Origin of the sequence: Fibrobacter sp. UWH4 (genome assembly GCF_900142475.1) — a bacterium.
Taxonomy (GTDB): Bacteria; Fibrobacterota; Fibrobacteria; order Fibrobacterales; family Fibrobacteraceae; genus Fibrobacter.
In genome coordinates this window covers 301,789-325,722 of record NZ_FRAY01000004.1, presented here as the reverse complement: position 1 = coordinate 325,722, position 23,934 = coordinate 301,789, and the positions used below count along the sequence as shown (strand labels likewise).

The window sequence follows — 23,934 nt, the reverse complement described above, 5'->3', positions numbered from 1 at the left end:
TGAATGAGTTCCAAACGGCGACGAAGAAGCGGACGTCGTGGCAGTCATTCCAAAAAAGGCGGTCAATGACCGCCTCATTTTATTTCCAATGCATGGTCAGTTTGCGCTTGCATTGGGCGCAATCTGTCAGATATGAGTCGATGAGCGTCTGGTAAGGAATGCCGACTTCTTTCGCCATATTCTTGAAATATTCAATGGTACTTGAATTCAGACGAATCGTTATCTGTTTTTTCAATGCGGCTGCATAGGGATTTTTAACCGCCTTCATGCTCGCAAAATCATACTCCTTTCTCATAATCCGTCTCCTTTTCGTTCATTCCAATAGTATTGGAATTCTTTTTTCGTTGCCTTGCGAGCGCTGATGATTCGATTGACTATAATCTCGGCATCAAGAAGGTTTCGTTCCGTATAAACCACAATAAGAGTCCTAAGTTTTTCTGACAATCCAATCAGAATAGACCTATCCTCGTTTTTTGAATGTTCTACATCAAAGAAAACTCTAGCGTGTTCATCTTCAAAGCACGATTTGGCTTCTTCGAATGAAATTCCGTGTTTCTTTTGGTTTAGCGCATTCTTATGTTCGTCCCACTCGAATTCTACTTCCATGCAGAACCTCGCGGTATAATTATAATATAATTACATTTTTTACAAAATGCAACAGAATATATGTTCATGTTCTATTTTTTCTTCGGGAACGCCCCCGCGGGCGAATAGAGACTGTCCCTATCCATATATATACACGCTAATTTGGGGCGTTTGTGGGCAAATTTTGGTGTAAAAATATGTTTGCTGAATGAGTTCCAAACGGCGACGAAGAAGCGGACGTCGTAGCAGTCATTCCAAAAAAGGCGGTCAAATACCGCCTTTAAAATTATTAAGCCACTTGTTTTTTGCGAGTGGGCTTCGAAACAAATTTAGGTTCCATTTTATCAGCCTTTGCTTGTTCAAGGAACATATTGATTAATGTCTGGTATGGAATGTTTGTTTTTTCCGCCAGTTCCTTGAAATAAGCGAGAACCGATTCACTGATGTTTATACAAATCGTCTTCTTCAATTTTTTTGCATACGGGTTTTTGACTGCATTGCTGAAATCGTAGTTCTTCTTCATGGCAACCTCCTTTTCCAGTATTGTTCTGTTTCCTTTTTGTTTGCTTTTCGAGATGAAATGATTCGGATGATTTCGTTTTCTTCTGAACCTCGTTCGCAAAAACACACCAAAAGCGTATTCATCATCGAAGATATTCCCATTAGAATAAAACGTTCTTCTTCATCAGAATGTTTTTCATCCGCAAGCAAAAGAGCATTTTCGTCATAGAAAACTGTTTGAGCCTCTTCAAAAGTCACCTTGTGTTTGATAAAATTTGTTTTGGCTTTGTTTTCGTCCCATTCGAAAATCATATATGTGATATATATAATATATATACAAGCGAATTCCTTGTCAATAGCAAATATTTCCTTTTGAACAATATTGAGTTGCTTAAGGACTTTTTTAATTTTCCAATTGATTCGTGTGTATATAACGGTTTTAACGGATGAACCTCCGTTGGGCGAATAGAGACTACCCCTATTCATATATATACACGCTAGTTTAGGGCGTTTGTGGGCAAATTTTGGTGTAAAAATATGTTTGCGGTTTAAAACGAACAGCCATTTTCGTTGAGTTTGTTATATTTCGCAAAAAATTGGTGGGGCTTATTTGGAGGTCTTCTGTGAAGATTTTTTCATTGCGTCATTCTTGGCCTGTCATTCTCGAAGCGAAGCGTAGGGAATCCATACTTCTTGCCATGGCTCTTGTCTTTGTTGTATTTACTGCGTGCGACAGCGGCTCCAGCAGTGCCGACCCTGATCCGATTGCGGAAGTTTCGAGCAGTAGCGATGATGATGAAGTCTTCTCCTCGAGTTCCGTTACGGACAAAGGAACATCTTCCGGTGGCAGTTCGAGGTCCTCTAGTTCTGTAAGTGGCAAGAATAGTAGCTCCTCGGTGGTGAAGTCTAGTAGTTCTTTTTCTATTGTTGATTGGCATATACCTTGTGAAGGTGGATCTGGTATTTGGGAAATTGACGATGAAAAGTATGTATGTGAAGAAGGTTTTCTTGTCCCTTACATTCCGCCTTCTAGTAGTAGTTCTTCTAGTGCAAAGACTTATCCGTACAAGGATAAATTCAAAGTAGACAGTGTCTTTAACGAAGAGAAATCGTATGGTACATTCGAGGATCCGCGTGATGGGCAGGAATATAGAACCATCGTTATAAAAAAAAGTATGAACAGTTTGAAGTTTTTGCTCAAAATTTGAATTATGGAACCCAGGTGACACTTGGAACCACTACTTTTGACGATAGTAAGGTCGAAAAGTTCTGCTATGACGATGATTCCTGGTATTGCGAACATTATTTTGGCGGGCTGTACTCTTGGAGCGAAACATTTGGACTCCCTAGGGCGTGTGATAGTGTGTGGACTGGAACGACGCCGAATTGCCCTGATTCTATTGCAAAGGGAATCGTTTATGATTCTGACTGGAATAAACTTCAAATCCAAGGTGTGTGCCCAGATGGCTGGCATGTGATGAACGAAACAGAATGGCGAGCCATGATTGGTGGCGAAGAATCTGCATATAGGGCAACGTCTAAAGCTTCGAATGGAAGTAATAGTAATGGTTTCTCTGCTTTGTTTGGTGGGGGGGGGTATGATGATGACGGTTGCAGATTTGATAACATCGGAAAATATGCTCAATTTTGGTTACCAAAGGAAACTGCTTATCATGGGGCTAGGGTAGCTTCGTTCGAAAAAAGTTCGTGGGACTATATTTCTTTTCGAAAAGTTTATGGCTTGTCCGTCCGTTGTGTAAAGAATTATACTTCTTTATACGTGGAATAATTCGATTTCTAAAAAATAAAAAAAAGGCTTTGGGGAAAAGCGTGCTAAGTGAGCGTCGCGACAAAACGCTTGCGTTTTGGCATGACCGAACGACGCCGCAGACGCCGTAGGCGTCAAAAGCCTTTTGGGAGTTATTATGTCAAAGAAGAACGCGGCGGCGAATGCCTGGCCGCTAAGCGGGCAGTAAAGGCCGAAGGCCGTAATGTGTCCGCGTGCGGAGCAGGCTGAGCCGGGGCGTTGCGGGGCGGCGAGCGCCCGCAGAGGGGGTGCTGGAAGACCCGGCTATGGATTGCTTCGTCGCTTTGCTCCTCGCAATGACGTATGCCGGGGCTGCAAGCAGGGGGATTCTTCCCCCCCCCCCCCTTTGGGTTTAAAAGTGTCTTTTTTACTATATGGCACTCCTTCGGAGTGCATATAGTATGGCTCGGCTATGCCAAAAACATAATGTTTTTGTCGCGGCACTCGCCTTTTGACGCCTATGGCGTCCGTGGCTTCGGTTCGGCAATATGGGCAAACAAGTTTGCCCATGCTGGGCTCACCTCGCACACTTTTTCTATATTTACGGCGGAAAATTTTAAAAAGGAATAAAAATGCGTTCTTTTAAATTTGTTTCTCGCGGTATTCTGACGGTCGCTCTGGCCGCCGGTATCGCTTCTGCTCAGTTGTTGAACTCCAAGAGCCTGGACGTGATCCGTGTCGAAAAGACCGGTATTTCTGCAGGTAAGATTGATAGCCTTGCCAAGATGCTCGGCGAACAGCAGTTCCGCGGCAAGAAGATTGATGACAAGACCATGACGCAGCTCCGTTATGCCGTGATTGACAACCTGGTAGGTCAGGAACTCATCAAGCTCGAAGCCAAGAAGATGGGGATCAAGGTGAACAAGGGCAAGGTCGACAGCTTGACCGCACTCTTCAAGGCCCAATTCCCGAGCGAAGACGCCTTCCAGAAGGAACTCAAGAAGTCGAATACCACCATGGCCCAGTTCCGTGAAAAGATTGAAGACCAGCTGAAGAGCGAAGCAATCCTCGAAAAGAAGGTTCCGTATCCGAAGGATCCGACCGAAAAGCAGAAGGAAGCTTTCTGGGAACTCAACAAGGGTAAGGTCCAGGTCAACGATTCCATTAGCGGTGCCCGCATCGTGATTTCTACCAAGGGCAAGTCCAAGCAGGAAATCGAAGATGCCAAGGACATGCTGAAGGGCCTCGCCGCCCAGGTGCGCAGCAAGAAGGCTACGTTTGCCCAGCTCGCCGCCATGTACAGCGACGACCAGACTGCCAAGAAGACCGGTGGCGTGATGACCAAGTTTGTCGCCAAGACCAAGGGTGATGCCTTCGTGAAGGCCGTGAACAAGATCAAGGTGGGCGAAATGACCGAACCGTATACCGACAAGGACGGCATCGCCATCTTCATGCTGACCGAACGCAACGACGGCAAGTACGAAAGCTACAAGCACCAGATCGACTACATCCTGCGTGTGCAGGCTGAACAGGACCGCCAGGCTCAGCTCAAGGCTTACCTCGATGGCCTCGGAAAGGTCTACAAGGTGCAGTACCTCGATGCCAAGTACACTCCGCCGCAGGCTATCGGAGCTGCTAAGTAATATATAGTTCAGAGTTCTGATTTCGGAATTCAGAATTAAATGTTGTCGTGTTTTATTGACATGCTTGATGTTGCAACTCTGAAATCCGAATTCTGAATTCATAATTTCTTCGAGTTACTACTTATGTTTAATACTACGCATACCGGGCTGATCGACTTGCGTACGCGCATCGACAAGCTCTGGGGGTATCTTTGACTTAGAGGCAAAGACCGAAGAACTTTACGTTTTGGAAAAGGACTCCGCCGACCCGAATCTGTGGAATGACCAGGACAAGGCGCAGTCCATGATGAAAAAAATCGGCAATCTGCGCGCCCTGCTGGACTCGTGGAAAGAAGTCTCGCAGACATGCGACGACTTGGCCGAACTTTACGAAATGAGCAAGGCGGAAGAATCCGCCGACCTGACCGCATCGATTGATTCCGATATCGCTGAACTCAAGTCGAAAATCGAGGCGATGGAATTCAAGAAGATGCTGAACGGCCCCGATGATGCCTGCAGCTGCCTGATGTCGATTCATCCGGGTGCAGGCGGCACCGAGTCGCAGGACTGGGCGCTGATGCTCTTCCGCATGTACACGCATTTCTTCGAACGCGAAAACATGGACTTCAAGGTGGTCGACTTCCAGGAAGCGGAAGATGCCGGCCTCAAGAGCGCAACCATCGAGGTCACTTGCGAAAACGCTTACGGCCTGCTTCGCTCGGAAATCGGCGTGCACCGTCTGGTGCGCATCAGCCCCTTTGACGCGAACGCCCGCCGCCACACGAGCTTTACCGCCGTGTACCTGTACCCCGAACACGAAGACGTGGAATTCGATTTGGATATGGCCGACGTTCGCGTGGATACCTACCGCAGTAGCGGTGCCGGTGGCCAGTACATCAACAAGACGGACTCTGCCGTGCGTATGACGCACTTGCCCACGGGCATTATGGCGAGCTGCCAGACCGAACGCAGCCAGATTCAGAACCGCGAAACCTGCTACAAGATGCTCAAGACCATGGTTGCTGAACATTACCGCCTGGAAGAAGAAGCCAAGCGCGATGCCCGTATGGCCGAAAAGAAAAAGGTCGAATGGGGTAGCCAGATTCGTAGCTACGTGTTGCAGCCCTATCAGCTCGTGAAGGACTTGCGCACCGGCGTCGAAACCTCTGATACCGCGGGCGTGCTCGACGGTAAAATCAAGCCGTTCATCAACGCGTACCTGCTCAGCACCAGCGAAGGGCAGAAGTGACACGAATGTGTCATCCTGAGCGGAGGGCTGAGCCCGTAGTCGAAGGATCTCTAGTTACAATTAGAAAAGTCTGCCGAGGGGTCGCGAGGCGGGGGCTGTTCTCTGCTAGATATAGTTAATAGAAAAGTCCGCTCGAAGGAGCGGACTTTTTGTCTAAGGTAATGTCGGTTGCCTAGCGGTACTGCGTACTCCAGCGGCGCTTGAAGCGCGGCTCGTCCAGGACTTTCGCCCAGATGAATCCTTTTCTCACGTCGGCAAGGTTCCTTGTCGAAACAAGGGTGCGTTTGGGTGCTGCGGCAGGTTCTGCGCTCGCTTCAGCCGAAGCGCCCATTTCTGTAATGGCGGCAGCCGATTCGCGTGCGGACCTGGCGCGGTCTTCGAGGGCGTTGAGTTCCCGTTGGCGTTCCAATTCGCGCTGACGGGCGCTATCTTCTTCGTCGGTTTCACGCTCGTCAGCCTGTCGAAGGGCTTCTTTTCTTTCTTGCTCGGCGCGTTTTTCGTGGCTGAGCAAGTTGTCGAGTTCTTCGAGGTCGTGCACCATAACGTCGCATTCGCCTTCGCCCATGTCGTGGCCCACGATGCGGTGCGCCTGCAGGTCCATCAGCATTTCGGCGGCGGTGTTTTCGTCAACGTCGAATTCTTCCATCAGGAATTCCAGGTCGATAAAATCCACTTCGATAACGACTTCGGCAATGTCGCGGAGTGTCAGCTGTTCCGGGTGTTTGCGATGCACAGGCGGAGTCGGCGGCTCAATGTTCCCTTGAGTCGCCTGCCTCTGGGCGTTTTCGAACTGTCGAATCAGATCCTGCAACGAACGCGGGGGCTGGTGTTCGGCCTCCTGCGTATCGTCATCGGCTTCTCCATTTTCGCGATGCTGTTCTTGGTGACGGGGCAACTGGTTCTGTTGCTCCTTCGCCTTTTCCAGCTTCTTCTGGATAATCGTGATGACGACTGCGATTGCAATGAAGATTAGGGTTTCCATAATGCCCTACAGTCGGTTACTTGGCCTCGGGAGCGCTGCCGATTTCTTTACGCATCTGCGTGTCGGCTTCGATGTTCTTGAGGTTGTAGTAGTCCATCACGCCGAGCTTGCCGTCACGAAGGGCCGATGCCATTGCCATCGGAATCTGGGCTTCGGCTTCGACGAGCTTCGCCTTCATTTCCATGACCTTTGCCTTCATTTCCTGTTCGGCGGCGTATGCCATGGCGCGGCGTTCTTCTGCCTTGGCCTGAGCAATCTTCTTGTCGGCTTCGGCACGGTCGGTTTCGAGGATAGCGCCAATGTTCTGGCCCACATCCACGTCGGCGATGTCGATCGAAAGAATTTCGAAGGCGGTACCGGCGTCAAGACCCGAAGCGAGCACCTTCTTGGAAATCATGTTCGGATTCTCGAGCACATCCTTGTGGCTCTTTGCGGAACCGATGGAACTCACGATGCCTTCGCCCACGCGGGCGACCACGGTGTCTTCGCCAGCGCCACCCACCAGCTTCTGGATGCTGGCACGCACGGTAATACGGGTCACGGCATGCAGCTGAATACCGTCGAGAGCCACGGCGGAAACCTTCGGCGTTTCAATCACCTTCGGGTTCACGGACATCTGCACGGCTTCGAGCACGTTACGGCCGGCAAGGTCGATAGCGGCGGCTTCTTTGAAGTCCAGCCTGATGTTTGCCTTGTTGGCGGCAATCAAGGCCTGAATCACGCGGAGCACGTTACCGCGGCTAAGGTAGTGGGCTTCGAGCAGGTTCGTGTCGACCGGGAGGCCTGCCTTGCAGCTGAGGATTCGAGCTTCCACGATCACCTGCGGCGGCACCTTACGCAGACGCATACCGATAAGCTGGAAAATGCTCACGTTTGCCTTGGAGAACAAGGCCTGCAGCCACAGGCTGAAGAACTTGCCGATAAAGGCGAGTAAAACGATAACGGCAATGGCCGCGACGATGATTCCAACGATAAGGAGTGTATCCATTTAGTTTTCTCCGGTTTTTTGTTTTAAAAATTAACCATCCATTTCGGATTTAGCGACGGTCACCCAGATATGGCCTTCTTGTACGGCGGTCACTTCAATGCGGGTGCTTGCTTCGATGATTTCGCCGTGGGTTTGCACGTCAAACAACTTGCCGTTGATGAGTGCTTGGCCAACGGGGCGCAGGAATGTCTTGGCGAGTCCTTTGTCACCGACGGCGACTTCTTGCACGGCCTCGGTAGGCGAGGCGGCGGTTTCCAAATCGGTCTTGAGCATGGGCGTCCAGCCTTCGGGCAGAAGCGGAATCAGGTACTTGCTAGCTGCAATCGGGAATACGAGTGCGACGCCCGCGCAACAGAGCATGTAGAGTAGCCCGAGCAGCCAGGGGGTGGCATCGAAAGTCGTCTCGATGGTTTCGGGGACGTATTCGGGCATTTCCGAGGGTTCGAACGAAAGTGCGAGTGCCAAGATCATGCACACGATACCGCCGATGCCGAATAGGAATGTTCCCGGCATCACGAAGATTTCGACCAGGAACAGCACCACGCCGGCTACCAGCAGAATTGCCGGAATGTAGCCGTCAAGCTGCGGGGCGAACTGTCCGAGGAATACAATGCCGATGAGGATGATGCCGAGAATTCCGAATAGGCCGAATCCCGGTGTCTTGAATTCGATGTAGAGTGCGCCGAATCCGAGTATCAGGAGAATGCCCGAAATCGCCGCGATGGCCGAGGCGATGTCTTCGCCGAGGGTGGTTTCCACTTCGCTCCTGCTTTCGATGGCGAGCTTGGTTTCAAATTCGTCTCGGTTTTTGAAGGTGCCCTGCGAGAATCCGAGTTCTTCGGCTTCCTTGTCGGTCATGGTCAGGAGCTCGCCTTCTTTCACAAGGATTTTGGGGGCGCCCCAGAAGGCTTTGGCGGCGCTGTCGAGGACGGCGTATTTTTCTCCTTCGATAATGAGTACCGTGTCGCGTTGCGATTTCTTGCCCTTATCGAGCGTGGCGGTGAGTTCAAGAATTTCAAGTTCCGGCGTCACGAAGGCGGAACTCAGGAGCTCCGGGTAGCCGTTGCGTTGGGCAAGGTTCCTGAATTTGGCGCGGAGCGGGGACTGGATTTTTTCGCCGACGATTTGCGGGGTGCCGTCGCCGCCCTGCACGATGGGCGCGCAGTCGCCGATGGTGGTGGCCTCGAGCATGTAGAGCTTTTTACAGGCGAGCGCGATGAGGCTACCCGCGCTAATGGCTTTCTTTTTCACGAGGGCGATGGTAGTCGGACCCTTGACGGCCATGATGGTGTCCACCAGGTCGAAGGCGGCGTCGAGGCGACCGCCGAAGGTGTTGATTTCAAAGACGATGTAGTCCGGGTTTTCCTGAAGTGCATCGTCGATGGCGCGGGCGCAGAATTCGTACATCGACGGTTCTACGTCGCCTTCCAGCTTAATCCAGACGGCATGCTTCTTGGCCTGTTTCTGGATGGCGGCTTCAGTTGCCGAGGCTTCGCGACCGATAGAATCCAGGGCGCTGGAATCGACTGCAAGCTTGCCGGTGTCGACCGTCGCAACGGCGGAATCGCCGGTAACGGCCTTCTTGATGGAAGTGGAATCCTGTGCTGTGTCGGCAAAACAGAATGCCGCAAGCATCAAAAGAGTAGAAATAATACGCACAAACAACTTCATACCCTCAATATATGAAGATTTTATGCCCAAAAAGCAGATTATCACAAAAAAAGACAATTTTGTTCCTTAAATCCTCCTCAACCAACCCCTTTAAGTCATCCTCGACCAATCCCCTTAAGTCATCCTCGACCAACGGGAGGGGATCCATTACTTACGATGTATGCCGCAGACGAATTTTTTCTTAATTATTGTACTTTTTGTGTAATTTTGAGAACATTTTGTAATGTAAAATCTTTAAAAATATGAAATAAATATGGATTTTAATATTGCTTTTGTTTGATTTTGAGTGTATATTTTGAGAATAAATTTGAGAACATTTAAAAAAGGGATGGACGAATATGGCTTCGAAATGCTCAAAAATGACCTCTAGGGTGGCGATTGGTGTAGCGCTGCTCGGTTTTGCCGGGGCGTATGCCCAGGTAACGGTGAACAAGGCCGAAGGCTGGTTGGAATCCGCATACGCGGAATGGGCCCCGGTTTCGGGAGCGGCCAGCTACAATGTCTATTGCGACGGCAACAAGATCGACAATCAGCTGATTCGTAGCTACGGTAGCTATATGCGTGCCGATGTGCTCGGACTCAAGGCGGGCTCGCATACCTTGAAGATTGCTCCGGTGGTGAACGGTGCCGAAGGTACGGCCGCCACTAAGACGGTGACGGTGCTGGCCCACGACCGCACGGGTTTTGCGTTCAGTAATGGGCGCGTTCCCGGCGCCTACAATGCCGACGGTACGCTCAAGAGCGGTGCTGCTATTCTCTACATCTCCGAGAACACCAAGAACACGGTGACGATGGACGTGACGACAAACGCCAAGGGCTCGAAGACGACTTGTAAAAGTTTTCAGGGCATTTTGAACTGCTACAAGAAAGGTTTTGAGACAACGCCCCTGGACTTGCGCTTTATCGGCAACGTGACGGATTCCGATTCGCTGTTACGGGGTGACATGATGATTGACCTCGGTAGCTCCGAAAACACCTATGTGACTGTGGAAGGTGTCGGTGAAGATGCCGTGGCGAACGGTTGGGGCATCCGCGTCAAGAATGCGCAGAATGTGGAAATCCGCAACCTGGGTATCATGAACGTGAACAGCAACGAAGGCGACAATATCGGCCTGCAGCAGAACGACCAGTATGTCTGGGTGCACAACAACGATTTCTTCTACGGTGATGCGGGCTCCGATGCCGACCAGGCGAAGGGCGACGGTGCGCTGGACTGCAAGAAATCCACCTACATCACCTTCAGCTACAACCACTTCTGGGACAACGGCAAGTCGAACCTGTTGGGTCTTTCCGAAGGTTCCACCGATGGCTACTACATTACTTATCACCATAACTGGTACGACCATTCCGATAGCCGCCATCCGCGCGTGCGCTATTACAGCGCTCATGTGTACAACAACTACTACGATGGTAACGCGAAGTACGGTATCGGCTCGACGCTCGGTTCGTCGGTGTTTGCCGAAGGAAACTATTTCCGCAACTGCAAGTTCCCGATGCTCACCTCGATGCAGGGGAGTGACCTTTACGCCGGTACGACTAGCAAGTCCAACGACAACGCCACATTCAGTAAAGAGGCGGGCGGTTCCATCAAGGCCTTCAACAACTACATGGAAGGCGGAACCTTTATTGCGTATGGCACGAGCAAGTATATGCTCAAGGGGGCCGAAGCATCCATCGGCTCTATCGACAGTAAGACGGATTTTGACGCCTATGTGATTACGAGCCGCAACCAGGAAATGCCCGCATCGGTGAAGTCGCTTTCGGGTGGTAATACCTACAACAATTTCGACCTGAACAGCTCGGTGATGTACAAGTACACCGCCGATGAACCCGCCGCGGCCAAGGCGAATGTGATGAAGTACGCGGGCCGCGTGAACGGTGGCGATTTCAAGTGGACCTTCGACAACTCCGTAGATGATGCCGCCTATGCTGTCAATCAGTCGCTCAAGAACGCTCTTGTTGCGTACAAGGGAATGGTGAAGTCCATTCAGGGCGAAGGCAATCTGCCTGTAGTGACGCCGACTTCGAGTAGTTCGGTTACAAGTTCCAGTTCTTCGACTCCGAAGTCCTCGAGCAGCTCGCAGACCCCTAAGTCCAGCAGCTCTGTGGGGGTAAATGAAGATCCGGTTGGTGAAGAGGTTTCTACGACTCCAATTGACAAGGACGTTGTCCATAACTTTACCGAAGATGCGACTTCGAGCGACTACTTTGATTTTGTCGGAAGCCTTTCGACAAGCAAGGGCGCGGTGGCGTTCGACGGCTTGACGCTGACCCGTTGCCTCAAGATGGAATCGTCTACTTTAATTGAATTTACTTTGTCTAAAAAGGCAACGGTGACGCTCGTGTTCGACAGCGACTTTGCGAAGAATGTCAAGGTAGACGGCAACAAGGTAGCCGCATCTGCAGGTGTCGTGACGGTGGAACTTGCTGCGGGTACGCACAAGATCGCCAAGGGCGATGTCGCAAACCTCTTCTTGATCGTGGTGGATGTTGATGAAGCTTCGGCTCCGTCCAGCAGCTCTGTCACAAGCTCCAGCAGCACGACCGATGAAACGAGTAGCTCCAGCGAAGAAGGCGGAACGACCGCTTTGGTGTCGGTGGAATACGGTGCTGTTCCGATGCGCTATGTTGCAAGCGACGCCCTCCTCGAAATTTTCGCCGAAAATGTCCGCCGTTTGGATATTTTCGCGGTCAATGGAAATGTCGTGAAACTCTCGACCGAAGTGGTGTCGCAGTCTAGTGTGGACCTGAGTAACCTTAAGCCGGGCGTTTACCTGGTACGCTTGGTGGCGGGCGGCAAGGCCTACCAGCAAAAGATTGTGAAACGATAGAATTTGACATCGTTCTGTTCAGGATGTCTGAGGTGTTTGGTCCTGAATCGGAACTTTGTGTGGAGAGGCGCGCGGATACGTATGTGTCCGTGCGCTTTTGTATGGGGGGGGGTCCCTTGCCAAGAATATTGTATTTTGTTACATTATGGGCATGATGATCAAGAATCTACGACTTATTAACCTACTAGGACGTGCTCTCGGAGCGAACGCCGGTTTTTAAGCATAGGTTCAAGACGATTTTAGAGTTTTAACCCAAGGATTTAAACCATAAGGCCCGCTCCAATAAGGACGCGGGCTTTCGTTTTTGAGTCAAATTTCTATTTTTTAGACGAAAAATGAGCTTGCCGCCTTATTGGAGAGGCAAGGAGATAAAAGATGAACGAGAATAAGAACACGATTGAAAGACAACCCTTCTTTTACGACGTCACGCTGCGTGACGGTAATCAGGCGCTCCCGAAGCCCTGGAACAATGCCCAGAAAAAGGACGTGTACCTGCAACTCTTGAAACTCGGCGTGCAGGGCGCCGAAGTCGGTTTCCCGGCTTCGAGCGAGATGGATTTCGAATCGTGTAAGGAACTTGCCCAGCTGACTGCCAAGATGGCCGAAGAAGGCGACGAAGTCGCAAAGCGCATCGTGGTATCGGGTCTGGCCCGCTGCGTGGAGAGCGATATCCAGCGCTGTTGGGAAGCGGTGCAGTACGCTCCGCATCCGCGTATTCATACCTTCCTGGCTACAAGCCCGCTTTCGATGGAACATGTGCTGCACATGACGCCGGAACAGGTGAAGGAAAAGGCGGTGCATTGCGTGAAGTTTGCAAAATCGCTCGTTGGCGACAAGGGCGATGTGGAATTCAGTGCCGAACATTTCGGTGACTGCCTCGAAAACATGGATTTCGTGATTGACGTGCTGAAGGCCGTGGTCGAAGCCGGTGCGACGACCATCAACCTGCCGAATACGGTGGAACGTTATCGTCCGTTCCTGTACGTGAATCAGATTAAGCAGGTGTACGAGGCGCTCCCGAAGGACGTCACGATTTCGGTGCACTGCCATAATGACCTGGGTATGGCGACGGCCGCAACCGTCGAAAGCTTCTTCGTGGGTGCAACCCAGTTGGAAGTGGCCCTGAACGGCTTGGGCGAACGCTGCGGCAATACGAACTTCTACGAAGTCGCAGTTGCGCTACACAACTCCGGCGTGAATACGGGCCTGCATATGGAACGCATTTATGAAACGGCAATTCTCATCTCGCAGTGGTCGGGTATCAGCATCTATAGCCGCGCCCCGCTGATCGGCGCCGAAGCGATTGTGCACCGTAGCGGCATCCACCAGGATGGCGCCTCCAAGACGAAGGACATGAAGAAGGGCGCCTACCGCCCGATTGACTACTCCATCATCGGTCGTCACCAGAACGATTCGCTCAGCTTTACGAGCCAGAGTGGCCGTACCGCCGTGTACGAAATCATCACGAAGTTCGGCTACAAGATGTCGCTCGCCGAAGCCGCTCAGTTGCAGCCGATTCTGAAAGCCTGCAGCGAAAAGGAAGGCGAACTGTCTGCCGAACGCGTGCTGGATGTGTTCCGCGAGCATTTCGTAAATGTGAACGGCCGTCTGGTGTTCAACAACATCGAGGTCATTCCCGACGAAAACCGCTTCATTTTCCACTTCAAGAAAGATGGCGAATCTTTGGTAAAGTCCGTGACGGCCGAAGGCCCGATCGAGGCGGCTCTCATGCTCATGCGCGAAATCGGTATGCCGGTGGAACTCGTCAAATACCGCCAGCTTGTTGTGCCCGAAAAGGACAAGATGTGGGCGGGCCGCGGGCTTAGCCGCATGCTCTTGAAGGCTGGTGATGTCGAGGTCGAAGGTCGTGGTGTGTCTAGCGATACGCTCAAGGCCAACATGCGCGCTCTCTTCGGCGGCGTGAACCTCTTGTACAAGAAGGTATAAATCGTCGTTGCGAACCCCGAAGGGGTGAAGCAATCCATGGGAGAATGACTATGCTCGAACAACTGAAACGCCCTTTTAAGAAGCGCTACGACAAGGTCCGCGAAAAAGCGGGCCAGTATGTCGGTCCCGTCAAGGAATCGGCGTCGAAGTTGTTTGCGATGCTCCCGAAGGGGGAGGCCTTTGCGGGTTCCGAGGACTTGGGCCAGGAATCCGACGGCTCCACCTCGGGCGGCAAAACAGGCTTGTTTGCAAAGTTCAAGGATTTCAAAAATTCGCTCAAGGGCCTTACCGATTTTCAGAAGTTGCTGCTTTTGACGATTGCGGTGGTGCTCCCTGCGGGGATGCTTATCTCGGTGGCGCTTCTCGGATTCTTTAATCGGAAGAAGTGATGTTTTCTTCCCGACTCCCTAAAGATCTTTCGCCGTCGCCGTTCTTTGCCGAACTGGAACGCGCGAAGGCGTGCGCGAAAAAGGATGCTGCCGAGGACGGTCTTTCATTTATTGACATGACGGTAAGCAGTCCTGTTCGTGCTGGCTTGCCGATAGACTTGAATGCGGCGGTTGATGAAGGCCGCGAATCTTTCGGTTGCTGGAATCCAGATGCGGCGGGCTGGAAGTCTGCGCGTGAAGCAGTGGTGGAGTACTATCGCGAACGCGGCGGTAACTTTACGGCGGGTCAGATTATTCTGACTGCTAGTACGAGCGAAGCATACTCGGTCTTGTTCAAGACATTCTGCGATCCGGGCGATGTGATTCTGACGCCGATGCCGGGATATCCGCTGCTCGATACGCTTGCGCAGTTGGAACACCTGGAATGTGCGCCGTATTTTTTGCAACTTAGACGAGAGCGGAAGGGCCCTTCGGCAAAGCTCAGGGACCTTAAAAAGAGTGCCGTTCTGGAGCCGAAGGCAAATCATAAGTTCACTGAGCCTGCCGAAGTGAACTCGTTCCGCTATGTTCTCGATACCGACAGCCTGCTTGCAGCGCCGGAGCGTGCGAAAATTCTGCTGCTGGTCTCTCCGCATAATCCGACGGGGCATTGCGTTTCTCGCGAAGAATGGAATGCGGCGGTCCGTTTTTGCGAAGAAAACGACATGATTCTCGTGGTGGACGAAGTCTTCGGTGATTATGCGTTCTCGGATAAAGTCTCGCGCACTTGGAAGTATGTTTTTGGATTGTGTCCTCCTGAACCGTCGTTGTCGCAATCTTCGCCTTCCAAGTCATTCTTGACCGAAGGGAGGGAATCCATACATTGCAGGTTTAATGATTTTTGGGATGCGGGCGGCGGCGATTTCATCAACCTTCCCGAAAACGGTCCCAAGTGCCCCATCTTTTGGCTGAACGGCTTAAGCAAGGCCGTAGGTTCCCCGCAGCTCAAGCTCGGCTGGATGGCTTTCTACGCGCCCCGCGAGCGCTTTGAAGAAATCCGCGCGGCGCTCGAATTTGTGGAAGATGCCTACTTGAGTGTATCAGCCCCGGCACAGGCTCTCGGCTCCGCGCTCCTCAAACAGTCCGCCGCCTACGAATCGCGCGTCAAGGAACGTCTCTTGCAAAACTGGCAGACGCTCCGTGAAGCGTTCCCTGCAAAGTACTGTCCCGAGGTTCTCGGCGGCTGGTATGCTGTCGTGCGCCTCGGCGAAGACGACGAGGATCTCACGCTTCGCTTGCTCCGCGAAAAGCATGTGCTGGTGCAGCCCGGCTTCTTCTTCGACTTCGACGAGGATGGCTGGGTCGTAATCAGCTTGCTGCAAGAGCCTGCATTATTTAAAGAAGCGGTCCGCCGCATGGCTGACCGCTAAATTCCGACTTTTTTGGCCTTGCGCAACTCATTTTGCGCAGGGCGTTTTCTTAGAAGTTAAAGCTCAGGAACGTCCACGTCGTAGCTGGCCTTGTGGCCGGCCTCGTCGACAATCTTGAGGTTGAAGGTGCCGCCCGCTTCGGGGAGCTTTTCTCCTTCGATAACGATTTCGCGGGGTTCGGAATCATATTCTGCAGCGACCCATTTCTTACCGACTGTTACGGTGATGGAATTGCCGTCGGCAACTCCGTCGTACTTGAACATCAGCGGAATTCGGAGCGCGGGCTGGCGGATACCACCGATAAACATGTCACCCCAGTAGGGGAATCCGAGTGTCGGAGCCTCTTCGTTGTTGATGTTTGCGATGTCGCGCAGTTCGTTGGTCGTGGCGCAGCGGTTCTTGCCCTTGGTCTGCTTGCTGAAGATGAACCAGTTGCGGCTCGTTTCGCCTAGCCAGTAGAGCGGGTGATTGTTTTCGCTGTTCTCGACGCAGACTGTCCAATTCTTGAGTTGCATCCCCTTCGGGTGGAATTCCAGGAAGTCGAGACTGTCGGTATGGGTACGCGTGACAGCGAGTATCTTTTTCGTTGTGTCGCGTCCGGTGGGAATTCCCGTGATTTTTTGCGTGACGCCGATGTCGCCAATTTTTGTGGTCCAGTTGACGCTCTTTTGATACTGGTTGAAGGAATAGATGGCGATGGTCTCGTCGACCGCCTTGCCGTCGCCGGTGGAGCCTGCGTCGGCCGCGTAATGGATGTTCGTCATTTCGGGGTAGATTTCGAGAAGTCGTCCGACAGTGATGGGCCTATGCTTGAACGCCTTGCACATGTCTTCTTCGATTACCTGGTCCTTGGCAAGTGCGGTGAACTTCATCCCGTTTTCGCAACGGAACAGGTCTAGCATCGGGCGGCTGAGGAAGGTGAACAGGGGAGATGTCTGCACCTTGGTCAACGGGAGCGGCTTGTCGCTCTTGCAGCGACCGTGGAAGGTGAATTTCTTGCTGGTCGTATTGCCGTTGAAGTCTTCCACTTCGAGCCTGTAGGTCGAAAGGGGGGCGAGTTTCGCGTTGATGACGTGCCAGTCGCCGGCGGTGTCGGCTTCTTCGGCCCACAGGAGTTGGTCGCGAATCTGCGACATCCTGCTGTAGCGGAGCGTGTCGAGCCTTTCGTCAAAAATCTTTTCGTCGTAGCGCCATACCGTGATGCGGCGGACCGACATCGGGTTTTCCTTGGGCTCGCGGCTGTAGTCGGCGATTTTCACGGCCATGCTCAGGTTGAATTCGTTCTTGACCGGAGTTTCGACGCAACCCTTGTCGATTGCTTCGGGCGTGGTGATGGCGAGATGGTTGCCCTGCCAAACGGCGATTCCGAAAATCTGCGGGGCCATCGTGTCTGCGACGGCGACGCCTGCGAGTGCAGGGTTGATGATGCGGTCGTTGTCCAGGCGCACTTCCAGGTGTAGGTGCGGGTTACCGATTCCGGTGCTGCCCGCGAAGGTCAGTGTGTCGCCTTTCTTGTAGCTTGTTCCCGGTTTTACAATGACATCGTTTTTCTTGGAGGAATACTGTTTCTTGATAATCTGGTCGTCCAGCTTGCCGAAGCTGCTCTGGTGCGCAAAAGCCCAGGTCTTGCCGCTCTTGCCCTTGAAAAGCATCAACTTTCCGTAGTGGAAGGGCGATACGCGGAGTTCGATCACCTTGCCGTCTTCGGGGGCGTAGATCGGCCAGCCTTCTTCCATTTGGGTGGAATAGTCAAAACCGGCGTGGTAACGGGTTCCGCGGTTTTCGCCAAAACTCGAAGTCAAATAGGCGTCGCGTTCGAACGGACGGTAGGTCGGCGCATCCGGCTTGAGGACCATCTTTGTTTCCATTCCGTCGGCGTTGTCAATCCCACTATTCTTTTGGGGGGAGGCCTTGTCGCCGAAGTCCGTTGTAGAAACGGTTCCACCGGATTTTGCCTTGACGCAGTCTTCATAGGCGAAAGCGTCCATTGCTTCAACATCGCATTCTTCTGCGTATGCGGGAGAGAGCAACGCGAGACATCCGACGATGCCGAGAATCGTTTTTTTGTACGTAATTTTGGTAAACTTATTCCAAATCGTTTTCATGGAATAAAAGATACAAAATTCTTACAAGTTTGTCTGCGATGGTTTAACTCGCAACCAGGAGAAGACTAGTGTTTCTTCTTTTTCTTCTTGTCCTTGGGCGGAGTGTAGTTGGAACCGACGGCGCCGCCGTTGTTCTGCTTGCGGGCCATGTCGCCGACCTTCTTGAACATTTCCTTCATGGTTTCGTACTGCTTGAGCACCGCGTTCACGCGACCGATTTCGGTGCCGGAACCCTTGGCCACGCGGGCCTTGCGGCTGCCGTCCAGAATCTGCGGTTTCTTGCGTTCCTTCGGGGTCATGGAGCTGAGCACGGCTTCCACGTAAACCAGTTCCTTTTCGTCAATCTGATCGATGGGGAGCTTGTTCAGGCCCGGAATCAGGCTCAGAATGTCCTTGATGCGGCCCAGCTTCTTGATGGTGCGCAGCTGGTTCAAGAAATCGTTCAGGTCGAAGGTGTTGTTGAGAATCTTCTTCTTCAGGTCCTTCGCGTCTTTTTCGTCGATGACCTGCTGCGCACGCTCCACGAGGGTAACCACGTCGCCCATGCCGAGGATTCGGCTGGCCATACGGTCGGGGTGGAACAGTTCAATTTCGGGGAGCTTTTCGCCGACACCGATAAAGCAGATAGGCACGCCCGTCATCTTCTTGATGCTGAGGGCTGCACCGCCGCGGGTGTCACCGTCCATCTTCGAAAGGCAAACGCCGGTAAACGATAGACGCTGCCAGAAGGTTTCGGCCACGTTCACCGCTTCCTGACCGATCATGGCGTCGGCCACGAACAAAATTTCATCCGGGTGAACGGCGTCGCGGGCCTTTTCCAGTTCCTGCATCAACTCTTCGTCGATCTGCAGGCGGCCTGCGGTATCGTAAATCACTAAGTCAAAGCCGTTGTCCTTGGCGTACTGGTAACCGTGCTTGATGATTTCGACCGGATTGCCCTGGCCTTCGTCGTAAACGGGAATGCCAATCGACTTGCCGAGCACCTGCAACTGCTTGATAGCGGCGGGGCGGTACACGTCAGCGGCCACCAGGAGCGGCTTCCTCTTCTTTTTGCTGCGCATCCAGAGGGCGATTTTGCCGGCGAAGGTGGTCTTACCGGAGCCCTGTAGACCCACCATCATGATGCCCACCGGAGCGGGGCCCGAGAGGTTGATTTCCTTGGTTTCGCCACCCATCACGGCCACGAGTTCGTCATGGATGATTTTCACAATCTGCTGACCGGGGGTCACCGAGTTCAGCACTTCGGATCCGAGGGCCTTTTCCTTGACGGCCTTTACGAAGTCGCGGGTCACGTTGAAGTTCACGTCGGCTTCGAGGAATGCGCGGCGCACTTCGCGCAACGATTCGGCGACATTTTCTTCGGTGAGCTTGCCCTGCCCGCGCAGGTTCTTGAGAGTAGATTCTAGAGAGTCAGTCAGCTGTGAAAACATAGTGGGTCAAATTTAGCAAAGTAAGAAGCATGATGTAGAAGGTAGAATCGAAATGATGCAAAAAATCCGCCCAAATCAATGGGAGAATTCAATCCGGACTACGCCGACGATGATTCCGACGATGCCAACGAAATTTTTGAAGCTGTCCTTGGCTTCTAATCCAAACTTTTTATCATTAAATTGTCGCATTGACTGCCAAGGCGAGCGGGCGACCGCGCTTGCGCGGGCATTTGCGAGCCGCAGTAGTCAAGTGATTCTGTTATTTATCATAACAGAATCACAAATCTCTGCAAGCATGCGTTCGTGCGTGCAGACTTCAGGCGATACGCCTTCAATAGAACCCGTGCTGTAAAAGCTCGTGCAGGCACATTCATGTGCACAACAGCGGTAGCGTATGTCGCAGCCTTCGCATTCTTTTTTGTCGTTGTCCAAGAACAGTCTAATTTGTTCGCAGGCGTCTTCGTTGAATCCGGTAAAGACGTTACCTTGTAAGTAAGGCGGGTTCTCGTTCGAGGTAATGAACCTGGTGCACGGGAACATATTGCCATTGGTAGCGACGCCAATGGCTCCGTTGTATACATGGCAAGAATATTGCCTATACCGTAAATTCGCAAGGTATAACTTGATTTTGTCTTGAATCGTGCCCAAGAACATCTTGTCGCCTTTATCGCGACATTCCTTCCAGTACAAAGCCATCTTCTGGTATTGCAAGGCGAGTCTGTCAAAATCTTCGCCGGTCCATTTGCCGTCAAAGTCGACGCTCGTGGTAAGGCTTTTGAATCCCTGTTCGTGCAACCACTTGACGCTTTCGGCAAGCGTTTCTACGTGGGCGCGTGTTACCGTACTTAAGGCGACTGCGCCTAACTTTACGAATCGCGGAATGTTCTTTTCGATTTCCTTGAAACTTCCGCAGCCATTTACGGTACGGCGAGCAATGTCGTGGTGGTGCTCCGGGCCATCGAGTGAAAGATAAATGCGAAAATGCTCCCGCTCACAAAAGTCAAAGAAAGAATCGTCAAAGAGCGTGCCGTTGGTGTTGACGGCAAAGTTGAGCTTGAAGTTACTGGGCGCTTCGCCTTTGTCCATAGCCTCGGCAAGAAATGCCTTGGCCATGTTTACGCCCTTGAAAATAGCGTCCTTGCGCAGCAAGGGTTCGCCACCGAAAAAGGTAATGTTCAGGTAAGTCTGCTTAAAAAACAGGCTGCGTTCAAGCCCCACGCGAATCGCCTGCTCAAGCGTTTTGTCGTCCATCACGTTATGGCGTGCGGATTGCGTGTCCTTGTAATAACAATAGGAACAGCGCAAGTTTGCACTGTTCCGTAAGGCATAGAACTAAGTTCATCCGGCGATGTCGCTACGTTCGTAAGTGGAAACCATGCTTGCGGCCATGCAACCGTCTTCGTTGTTACACATGTGAACCTGGATGCACCACGGGTCGTTTTCGGGGCATACTTCATGTATATCGACGGACGAACTGGAGGGCTGTTCCACTTCGCTCGAAGAACTTTCTTCTTCGATAAAGATGTCGCCTGCGAGCGGTACCGGTTCTTCAGCGGAGCTGCTTTGTGCTTCCTCTTCTGAAGATGAACTGGAGTTCGGACCGTAAATGTCTTCGTCGGTGGGTGCGGCGATGGTACCCGCTTCAGGGGGTGGATACGGTTCTTCAAACGACGAACTGCTCAAAGGTTCTGCTGCAGAAGACAGTGCTTCGACTGCCGAACTGCTAAGAGCCTCGTGGCTCAGGGGAATATCGACAACGCTTGAACTGCTCGGAGTTTCGTTTTCGGGAGCTCCTGTTTCAGGATCTTGAGCGGGGGACGCGGCGGTGGCGCTTTCTTCGCAAGCGGTCAATGCAACGGCCGCAATACCAAGCGATGCAGCAATGGCGCTTTTGGCGGCGAGGCTTAGCGTCGCACTGTTCCTGACGATTTTCTTCTCGATTTTCATGGCAGAACTCCTTCCTTCTGATTAAAATATATATAAATCGCCTCCCGCTTTGTACAAGAAAGGCAATTTTGCAAAAACCTGTGACCAGATACAAGAAAATCCGCCCTTTCGGAGCGGATTTCCTGAAATCTTGGCGTGAGAGCCGAGCGGTCTTTTTTTCCGCTACGTCTGCTCTTCGCCGCGGAGCATGATGACCTTGCCCGTGCGGATGTATTCGACGATTTCGAATTTCTGCAACAGACTCTTGAGCGTGTCGACCTTCTGGCTGTTTCCGGTGATCTGGATAATCATCGAAGTCGCGGTCATGTCCACGGTGTTGGCGTGGAAGTGGTCGCAAAGTTGCAGAATTTCGGTACGCTGGTCCGGAGTGCAACGCACCTTGATGAGTGCGAGTTCCTTTTCCACAGCGTCGGTATCGGTATGGTCCTTGGCCTGCACCACGTCCACGAGCTTTTCGAGCTGCTTGATAATCTGCATCAAGATCTCGGGATTGCCGTGAGCGATGATGTTCATGCGGCTAAAGTTCGGGTCGAGCGTGGGGGAGACCACCAGGGAATCGATGTTGTAACCACGGCGGGAGAACACGAGGGCGATGCGCACGAGCACGCCTGGGCGGTTTGCAACTAACAAACTAATAGAATGTGCTTTATCCTTTAACATGGCTTATCTCCTTAGGTCGATCCCGTGGGCTTTTCAAGTTGAGTCTTCGGCTGTTCGGTAATCATGCTCGTAATCGGAGCACCGGCCGGAATCATCGGGAACACGTTGTCTTCCTTTTCGCATTCGCAGTGGATGAGCACCGGGCCTTCGTTGTATTCCAGAGCCTTCTGAATCACGCGTTCGGCGTCGGCGCTACGCTTGATGCGCAGTCCCAGGATGCCGTAGGCTTCGGCGAGCTTCACGAAGTCGGGGTTGCCCTTCATGTCCACGCAGCTGTAACGCTTGTCGTAGAACATGTCCTGCCACTGGCGCACCATGCCCAGGTACTTGTTGTCCATCACGAAGATCTTGATGGGGAGCTTGTGGATGGCGGCCGTTGCAAGTTCTGCTTCGGTCATCTGGAAACCACCGTCACCGCAGAAGGTCACTACCGGCCAACCGGTCGTGTTGCCGAAAGCGGCGCCAATGCAAGAGGGCAGCCCAAAGCCCATGGTGCCTGCGCCGCCACTGGAGTGGAGCTGGCGCGGATAATTGGTGTGGAAGAACTGAGCCACCCACATCTGGTGCTGGCCCACGTCGGTCGTGACGATCGCCTTGCCCTGCGTGAGGTCGCTAACAGTCTGAACAATGTGCTGCATACGGAGACCGCCCTGCTTCGGGTAGGTCAGCGGGAAACGTTTTTTCCAGGACTGGCAAGTCTTCACCCATTCGGCGGTGTCGAGCTTACCCACGAGCGGGAGGAGCTGTTCCAGAACGAGCTTTGCATCGCCGCACATGAACACATCCGGCTGCAACACCTTGCCTTCTTCGGCGGGGTCGATGTCGATGTGCATCTTGATAGCGTCCTTACAGAACACGTCAAGCTTACCGGTAATGCGGTCGTCCCAGCGGCTACCAATCGAAAGAATCAAGTCGCAATCGAGAACGGCCTTGTTGGCGTACACGGTGCCGTGCATGCCGAGCATACCCAAAGAAAGTTCATGGTCGGTCGGGAAGGTGCCGAGGCCGAGCAAAGTGCATGCCACGGGGGCGTTCAACTTTTCGGCGAGTTCCTTCACCTGGCGGCTAGCGCCCGAAATCATGGCGCCGTGGCCCACGAGCAAGAGCGGCTTCTTGGACTTCTTCAGGTATTCGGCGGCCTTTTCGACACTTTCAGTAGAAGCGTAGCTCGGAATCTTGTAACCCGGAAGGTCCATCTTGTCGGTGAACGGAGCGGTGCAGGGGCCTGCGGTCACGTCCTTCGGCAAGTCAATCAGCACGGGGCCCGGACGGCCGCTGCGTGCGATGTGGAAAGCTTCTTTCATAATGCGCGGAAGGTCGTTGGAATCCTTCACCAAGTAAGAATGCTTCACGGCTGCAAAAGTCATACCGCTGGTATCGCATTCCTGGAAGGCGTCCTTACCCAGGTTCGGGGTAGTCGTCTGGGCGGCAAGAACCACGATCGGGCTAGAATCCATAAGGGCGGTGTAGATACCGGTAAAGGTGTTGGTGGCGCCCGGACCGCTGGTGACGAGTGCGACGCCGACCTTGCCGGTCTGGCGAGCGTAACCGTCGGCCATGTGGGTAGCGCCCTGTTCGTGGCGGGTCAACACGACTTTAATATTGGAATCCAGAATGGCATCGAACATCGGGATGGCCGATCCACCGGGATAACCGAAAATGGTATCAATTCCTTCGCGCTTGAGGCATTCGATAATCACCTCTGCGCCACTTAATGGAGAATTTGCCATATAATTTCCTGTACTTAACGGGTTGTTGTTCAAAAAATATGGCATAAATATAGAACGAATGCCCTATAGTGGCAAGATATTAATGCGTAAATAATGAAAAAACTTTAAAATTTTCGAGAAAAAAGTTGATTTTGAAAAGTG

Annotated in this window: 21 protein-coding genes; 8 read left to right on the top strand and 13 right to left on the bottom strand. The window is 52.3% G+C overall.

What is annotated here, in order from left to right; all coding sequences use genetic code 11:
* Window positions 1–79: 79 nt before the first annotated feature.
* The 4 genes from BUA93_RS09375 to BUA93_RS09360 form a co-directional block, all read right to left on the bottom strand.
* Entirely contained in the window at window positions 80–295 is a 216-nt protein-coding gene (locus tag BUA93_RS09375) for a BrnA antitoxin family protein (RefSeq protein WP_072978885.1), read from the bottom strand.
* The gene (locus BUA93_RS09370) at window positions 292–606 is read right to left on the bottom strand and encodes a BrnT family toxin (protein ID WP_072978884.1); all 315 of its coding nucleotides are present in this window, start codon (window positions 604–606) and stop codon (window positions 292–294) included. Before BUA93_RS09370 ends, BUA93_RS09375 begins: the two co-directional genes overlap by 4 nt.
* A 268-nt stretch (window positions 607–874) precedes the next feature.
* On the bottom strand, window positions 875–1,108 hold the full coding sequence (locus tag BUA93_RS09365) for a CopG family antitoxin (protein ID WP_072978883.1): 234 nt from the start codon (window positions 1,106–1,108) through the stop codon (window positions 875–877).
* Window positions 1,105–1,398, bottom strand: a complete 294-nt coding sequence (locus BUA93_RS09360; protein ID WP_072979000.1) for a BrnT family toxin — start codon at window positions 1,396–1,398, stop codon at window positions 1,105–1,107. The genes BUA93_RS09365 and BUA93_RS09360 overlap by 4 nt, the downstream gene beginning before the upstream one ends.
* Before the next feature lie 311 nt (window positions 1,399–1,709).
* On the opposite strand from BUA93_RS09360, the gene BUA93_RS09355 reads away from it, so the two are divergent.
* The 4 genes from BUA93_RS09355 to prfB all read left to right on the top strand — a co-directional run bounded on the left by BUA93_RS09355 (window position 1,710) and on the right by prfB (window position 5,704).
* The gene (locus BUA93_RS09355; RefSeq protein ID WP_072978882.1) at window positions 1,710–2,294 is read left to right on the top strand and encodes a hypothetical protein; all 585 of its coding nucleotides are present in this window, start codon (window positions 1,710–1,712) and stop codon (window positions 2,292–2,294) included.
* Window positions 2,291–2,875 carry an FISUMP domain-containing protein gene (locus BUA93_RS09350; protein ID WP_072978881.1) on the top strand — a complete coding sequence of 195 codons (585 nt, stop codon included), beginning with the start codon at window positions 2,291–2,293 and terminating at the stop codon, window positions 2,873–2,875. The genes BUA93_RS09355 and BUA93_RS09350 overlap by 4 nt, the downstream gene beginning before the upstream one ends.
* A 590-nt stretch (window positions 2,876–3,465) precedes the next feature.
* Window positions 3,466–4,476 (top strand): peptidylprolyl isomerase, encoded by a 1,011-nt coding sequence (locus tag BUA93_RS09340; RefSeq protein WP_072978879.1) that lies wholly within the window; start codon window positions 3,466–3,468, stop codon window positions 4,474–4,476.
* 123 nt (window positions 4,477–4,599) lie between these two features.
* A protein-coding gene (prfB, locus tag BUA93_RS09335; RefSeq protein ID WP_139257929.1) for a peptide chain release factor 2 occupies window positions 4,600–5,704 on the top strand; the annotation gives its coding sequence in 2 pieces (ribosomal slippage) (window positions 4,600–4,668 and window positions 4,670–5,704; 1,104 coding nt in all).
* 172 nt (window positions 5,705–5,876) lie between these two features.
* On the opposite strand, the gene BUA93_RS09330 is transcribed toward prfB, so the two are convergent.
* The 3 genes from BUA93_RS09330 to BUA93_RS09320 are packed head-to-tail and all read right to left on the bottom strand — an operon-like array spanning window position 5,877 to window position 9,345.
* Entirely contained in the window at window positions 5,877–6,686 is an 810-nt protein-coding gene (locus tag BUA93_RS09330) for a hypothetical protein (protein WP_072978878.1), read from the bottom strand.
* Between the two features lie 16 nt (window positions 6,687–6,702).
* Complete coding sequence (floA, locus tag BUA93_RS09325; RefSeq protein ID WP_072978877.1) at window positions 6,703–7,674, bottom strand: flotillin-like protein FloA; 972 nt, start codon at window positions 7,672–7,674, stop codon at window positions 6,703–6,705.
* A 30-nt stretch (window positions 7,675–7,704) separates the two neighbouring features.
* Window positions 7,705–9,345, bottom strand: coding sequence for an NfeD family protein (locus BUA93_RS09320; RefSeq protein ID WP_254793925.1), 1,641 nt, complete (start codon window positions 9,343–9,345; stop codon window positions 7,705–7,707).
* 359 nt (window positions 9,346–9,704) lie between these two features.
* Between BUA93_RS09320 and BUA93_RS09315 the strand changes: the two genes are divergently transcribed.
* The 4 genes from BUA93_RS09315 to BUA93_RS09300 all read left to right on the top strand — a co-directional run bounded on the left by BUA93_RS09315 (window position 9,705) and on the right by BUA93_RS09300 (window position 15,921).
* The gene (locus BUA93_RS09315; RefSeq protein ID WP_072978998.1) at window positions 9,705–12,176 is read left to right on the top strand and encodes a pectate lyase family protein; all 2,472 of its coding nucleotides are present in this window, start codon (window positions 9,705–9,707) and stop codon (window positions 12,174–12,176) included.
* Between the two features lie 375 nt (window positions 12,177–12,551).
* Window positions 12,552–14,123, top strand: a complete 1,572-nt coding sequence (leuA2, locus tag BUA93_RS09310; protein WP_072978876.1) for a 2-isopropylmalate synthase LeuA2 — start codon at window positions 12,552–12,554, stop codon at window positions 14,121–14,123.
* A gap of 50 nt (window positions 14,124–14,173) precedes the next feature.
* Window positions 14,174–14,512 (top strand): hypothetical protein, encoded by a 339-nt coding sequence (locus BUA93_RS09305; protein WP_072978875.1) that lies wholly within the window; start codon window positions 14,174–14,176, stop codon window positions 14,510–14,512.
* The gene (locus tag BUA93_RS09300; RefSeq protein ID WP_072978874.1) at window positions 14,512–15,921 is read left to right on the top strand and encodes a pyridoxal phosphate-dependent aminotransferase; all 1,410 of its coding nucleotides are present in this window, start codon (window positions 14,512–14,514) and stop codon (window positions 15,919–15,921) included. Before BUA93_RS09305 ends, BUA93_RS09300 begins: the two co-directional genes overlap by 1 nt.
* A gap of 56 nt (window positions 15,922–15,977) precedes the next feature.
* Here BUA93_RS09300 and BUA93_RS09295 read toward each other — a convergent pair whose 3' ends face one another.
* The 6 genes from BUA93_RS09295 to ilvB all read right to left on the bottom strand — a co-directional run bounded on the left by BUA93_RS09295 (window position 15,978) and on the right by ilvB (window position 23,793).
* Entirely contained in the window at window positions 15,978–18,026 is a 2,049-nt protein-coding gene (locus BUA93_RS09295; RefSeq protein ID WP_072978873.1) for a M23 family metallopeptidase, read from the bottom strand.
* Between the two features lie 65 nt (window positions 18,027–18,091).
* Window positions 18,092–19,456 (bottom strand): signal recognition particle protein, encoded by a 1,365-nt coding sequence (ffh, locus tag BUA93_RS09290; protein ID WP_072978872.1) that lies wholly within the window; start codon window positions 19,454–19,456, stop codon window positions 18,092–18,094.
* Between the two features lie 246 nt (window positions 19,457–19,702).
* The gene (locus BUA93_RS09285) at window positions 19,703–20,761 is read right to left on the bottom strand and encodes a radical SAM protein (protein WP_254793924.1); all 1,059 of its coding nucleotides are present in this window, start codon (window positions 20,759–20,761) and stop codon (window positions 19,703–19,705) included.
* 33 nt (window positions 20,762–20,794) lie between these two features.
* The gene (locus tag BUA93_RS09280) at window positions 20,795–21,403 is read right to left on the bottom strand and encodes a hypothetical protein (protein WP_072978871.1); all 609 of its coding nucleotides are present in this window, start codon (window positions 21,401–21,403) and stop codon (window positions 20,795–20,797) included.
* A 162-nt stretch (window positions 21,404–21,565) separates the two neighbouring features.
* Complete coding sequence (gene ilvN, locus BUA93_RS09275) at window positions 21,566–22,063, bottom strand: acetolactate synthase small subunit (RefSeq protein ID WP_072799415.1); 498 nt, start codon at window positions 22,061–22,063, stop codon at window positions 21,566–21,568.
* Window positions 22,064–22,074: 11 nt separating this feature from the next.
* The gene (ilvB, locus tag BUA93_RS09270; RefSeq protein WP_072978870.1) at window positions 22,075–23,793 is read right to left on the bottom strand and encodes a biosynthetic-type acetolactate synthase large subunit; all 1,719 of its coding nucleotides are present in this window, start codon (window positions 23,791–23,793) and stop codon (window positions 22,075–22,077) included.
* Window positions 23,794–23,934 lie beyond the last annotated feature (141 nt).

Excerpts from the sequence above, each read along its gene's own strand:
- BUA93_RS09300 (WP_072978874.1), top strand. The coding sequence starts at position 14,512 with ATGTTTTCTTCCCGACTCCCTAAAGATCTTTCGCCGTCGCCGTTCTTT.
- leuA2 (WP_072978876.1), top strand. The coding sequence starts at position 12,552 with ATGAACGAGAATAAGAACACGATTGAAAGACAACCCTTCTTTTACGAC.
- ilvN (WP_072799415.1), bottom strand. The coding sequence starts at position 22,063 with ATGTTAAAGGATAAAGCACATTCTATTAGTTTGTTAGTTGCAAACCGC.
- ffh (WP_072978872.1), bottom strand. The coding sequence starts at position 19,456 with ATGTTTTCACAGCTGACTGACTCTCTAGAATCTACTCTCAAGAACCTG.
- BUA93_RS09315 (WP_072978998.1), top strand. The coding sequence starts at position 9,705 with ATGACCTCTAGGGTGGCGATTGGTGTAGCGCTGCTCGGTTTTGCCGGG.
- BUA93_RS09365 (WP_072978883.1), bottom strand. The coding sequence starts at position 1,108 with ATGAAGAAGAACTACGATTTCAGCAATGCAGTCAAAAACCCGTATGCA.
- BUA93_RS09340 (WP_072978879.1), top strand. The coding sequence starts at position 3,466 with ATGCGTTCTTTTAAATTTGTTTCTCGCGGTATTCTGACGGTCGCTCTG.
- BUA93_RS09370 (WP_072978884.1), bottom strand. The coding sequence starts at position 606 with ATGGAAGTAGAATTCGAGTGGGACGAACATAAGAATGCGCTAAACCAA.
- BUA93_RS09330 (WP_072978878.1), bottom strand. The coding sequence starts at position 6,686 with ATGGAAACCCTAATCTTCATTGCAATCGCAGTCGTCATCACGATTATC.
- BUA93_RS09280 (WP_072978871.1), bottom strand. The coding sequence starts at position 21,403 with ATGAAAATCGAGAAGAAAATCGTCAGGAACAGTGCGACGCTAAGCCTC.
- ilvB (WP_072978870.1), bottom strand. The coding sequence starts at position 23,793 with ATGGCAAATTCTCCATTAAGTGGCGCAGAGGTGATTATCGAATGCCTC.
- floA (WP_072978877.1), bottom strand. The coding sequence starts at position 7,674 with ATGGATACACTCCTTATCGTTGGAATCATCGTCGCGGCCATTGCCGTT.
- BUA93_RS09375 (WP_072978885.1), bottom strand. The coding sequence starts at position 295 with ATGAGAAAGGAGTATGATTTTGCGAGCATGAAGGCGGTTAAAAATCCC.
- BUA93_RS09295 (WP_072978873.1), bottom strand. The coding sequence starts at position 18,026 with ATGAAAACGATTTGGAATAAGTTTACCAAAATTACGTACAAAAAAACG.
- BUA93_RS09360 (WP_072979000.1), bottom strand. The coding sequence starts at position 1,398 with ATGATTTTCGAATGGGACGAAAACAAAGCCAAAACAAATTTTATCAAA.
- BUA93_RS09320 (WP_254793925.1), bottom strand. The coding sequence starts at position 9,345 with ATGAAGTTGTTTGTGCGTATTATTTCTACTCTTTTGATGCTTGCGGCA.
- BUA93_RS09305 (WP_072978875.1), top strand. The coding sequence starts at position 14,174 with ATGCTCGAACAACTGAAACGCCCTTTTAAGAAGCGCTACGACAAGGTC.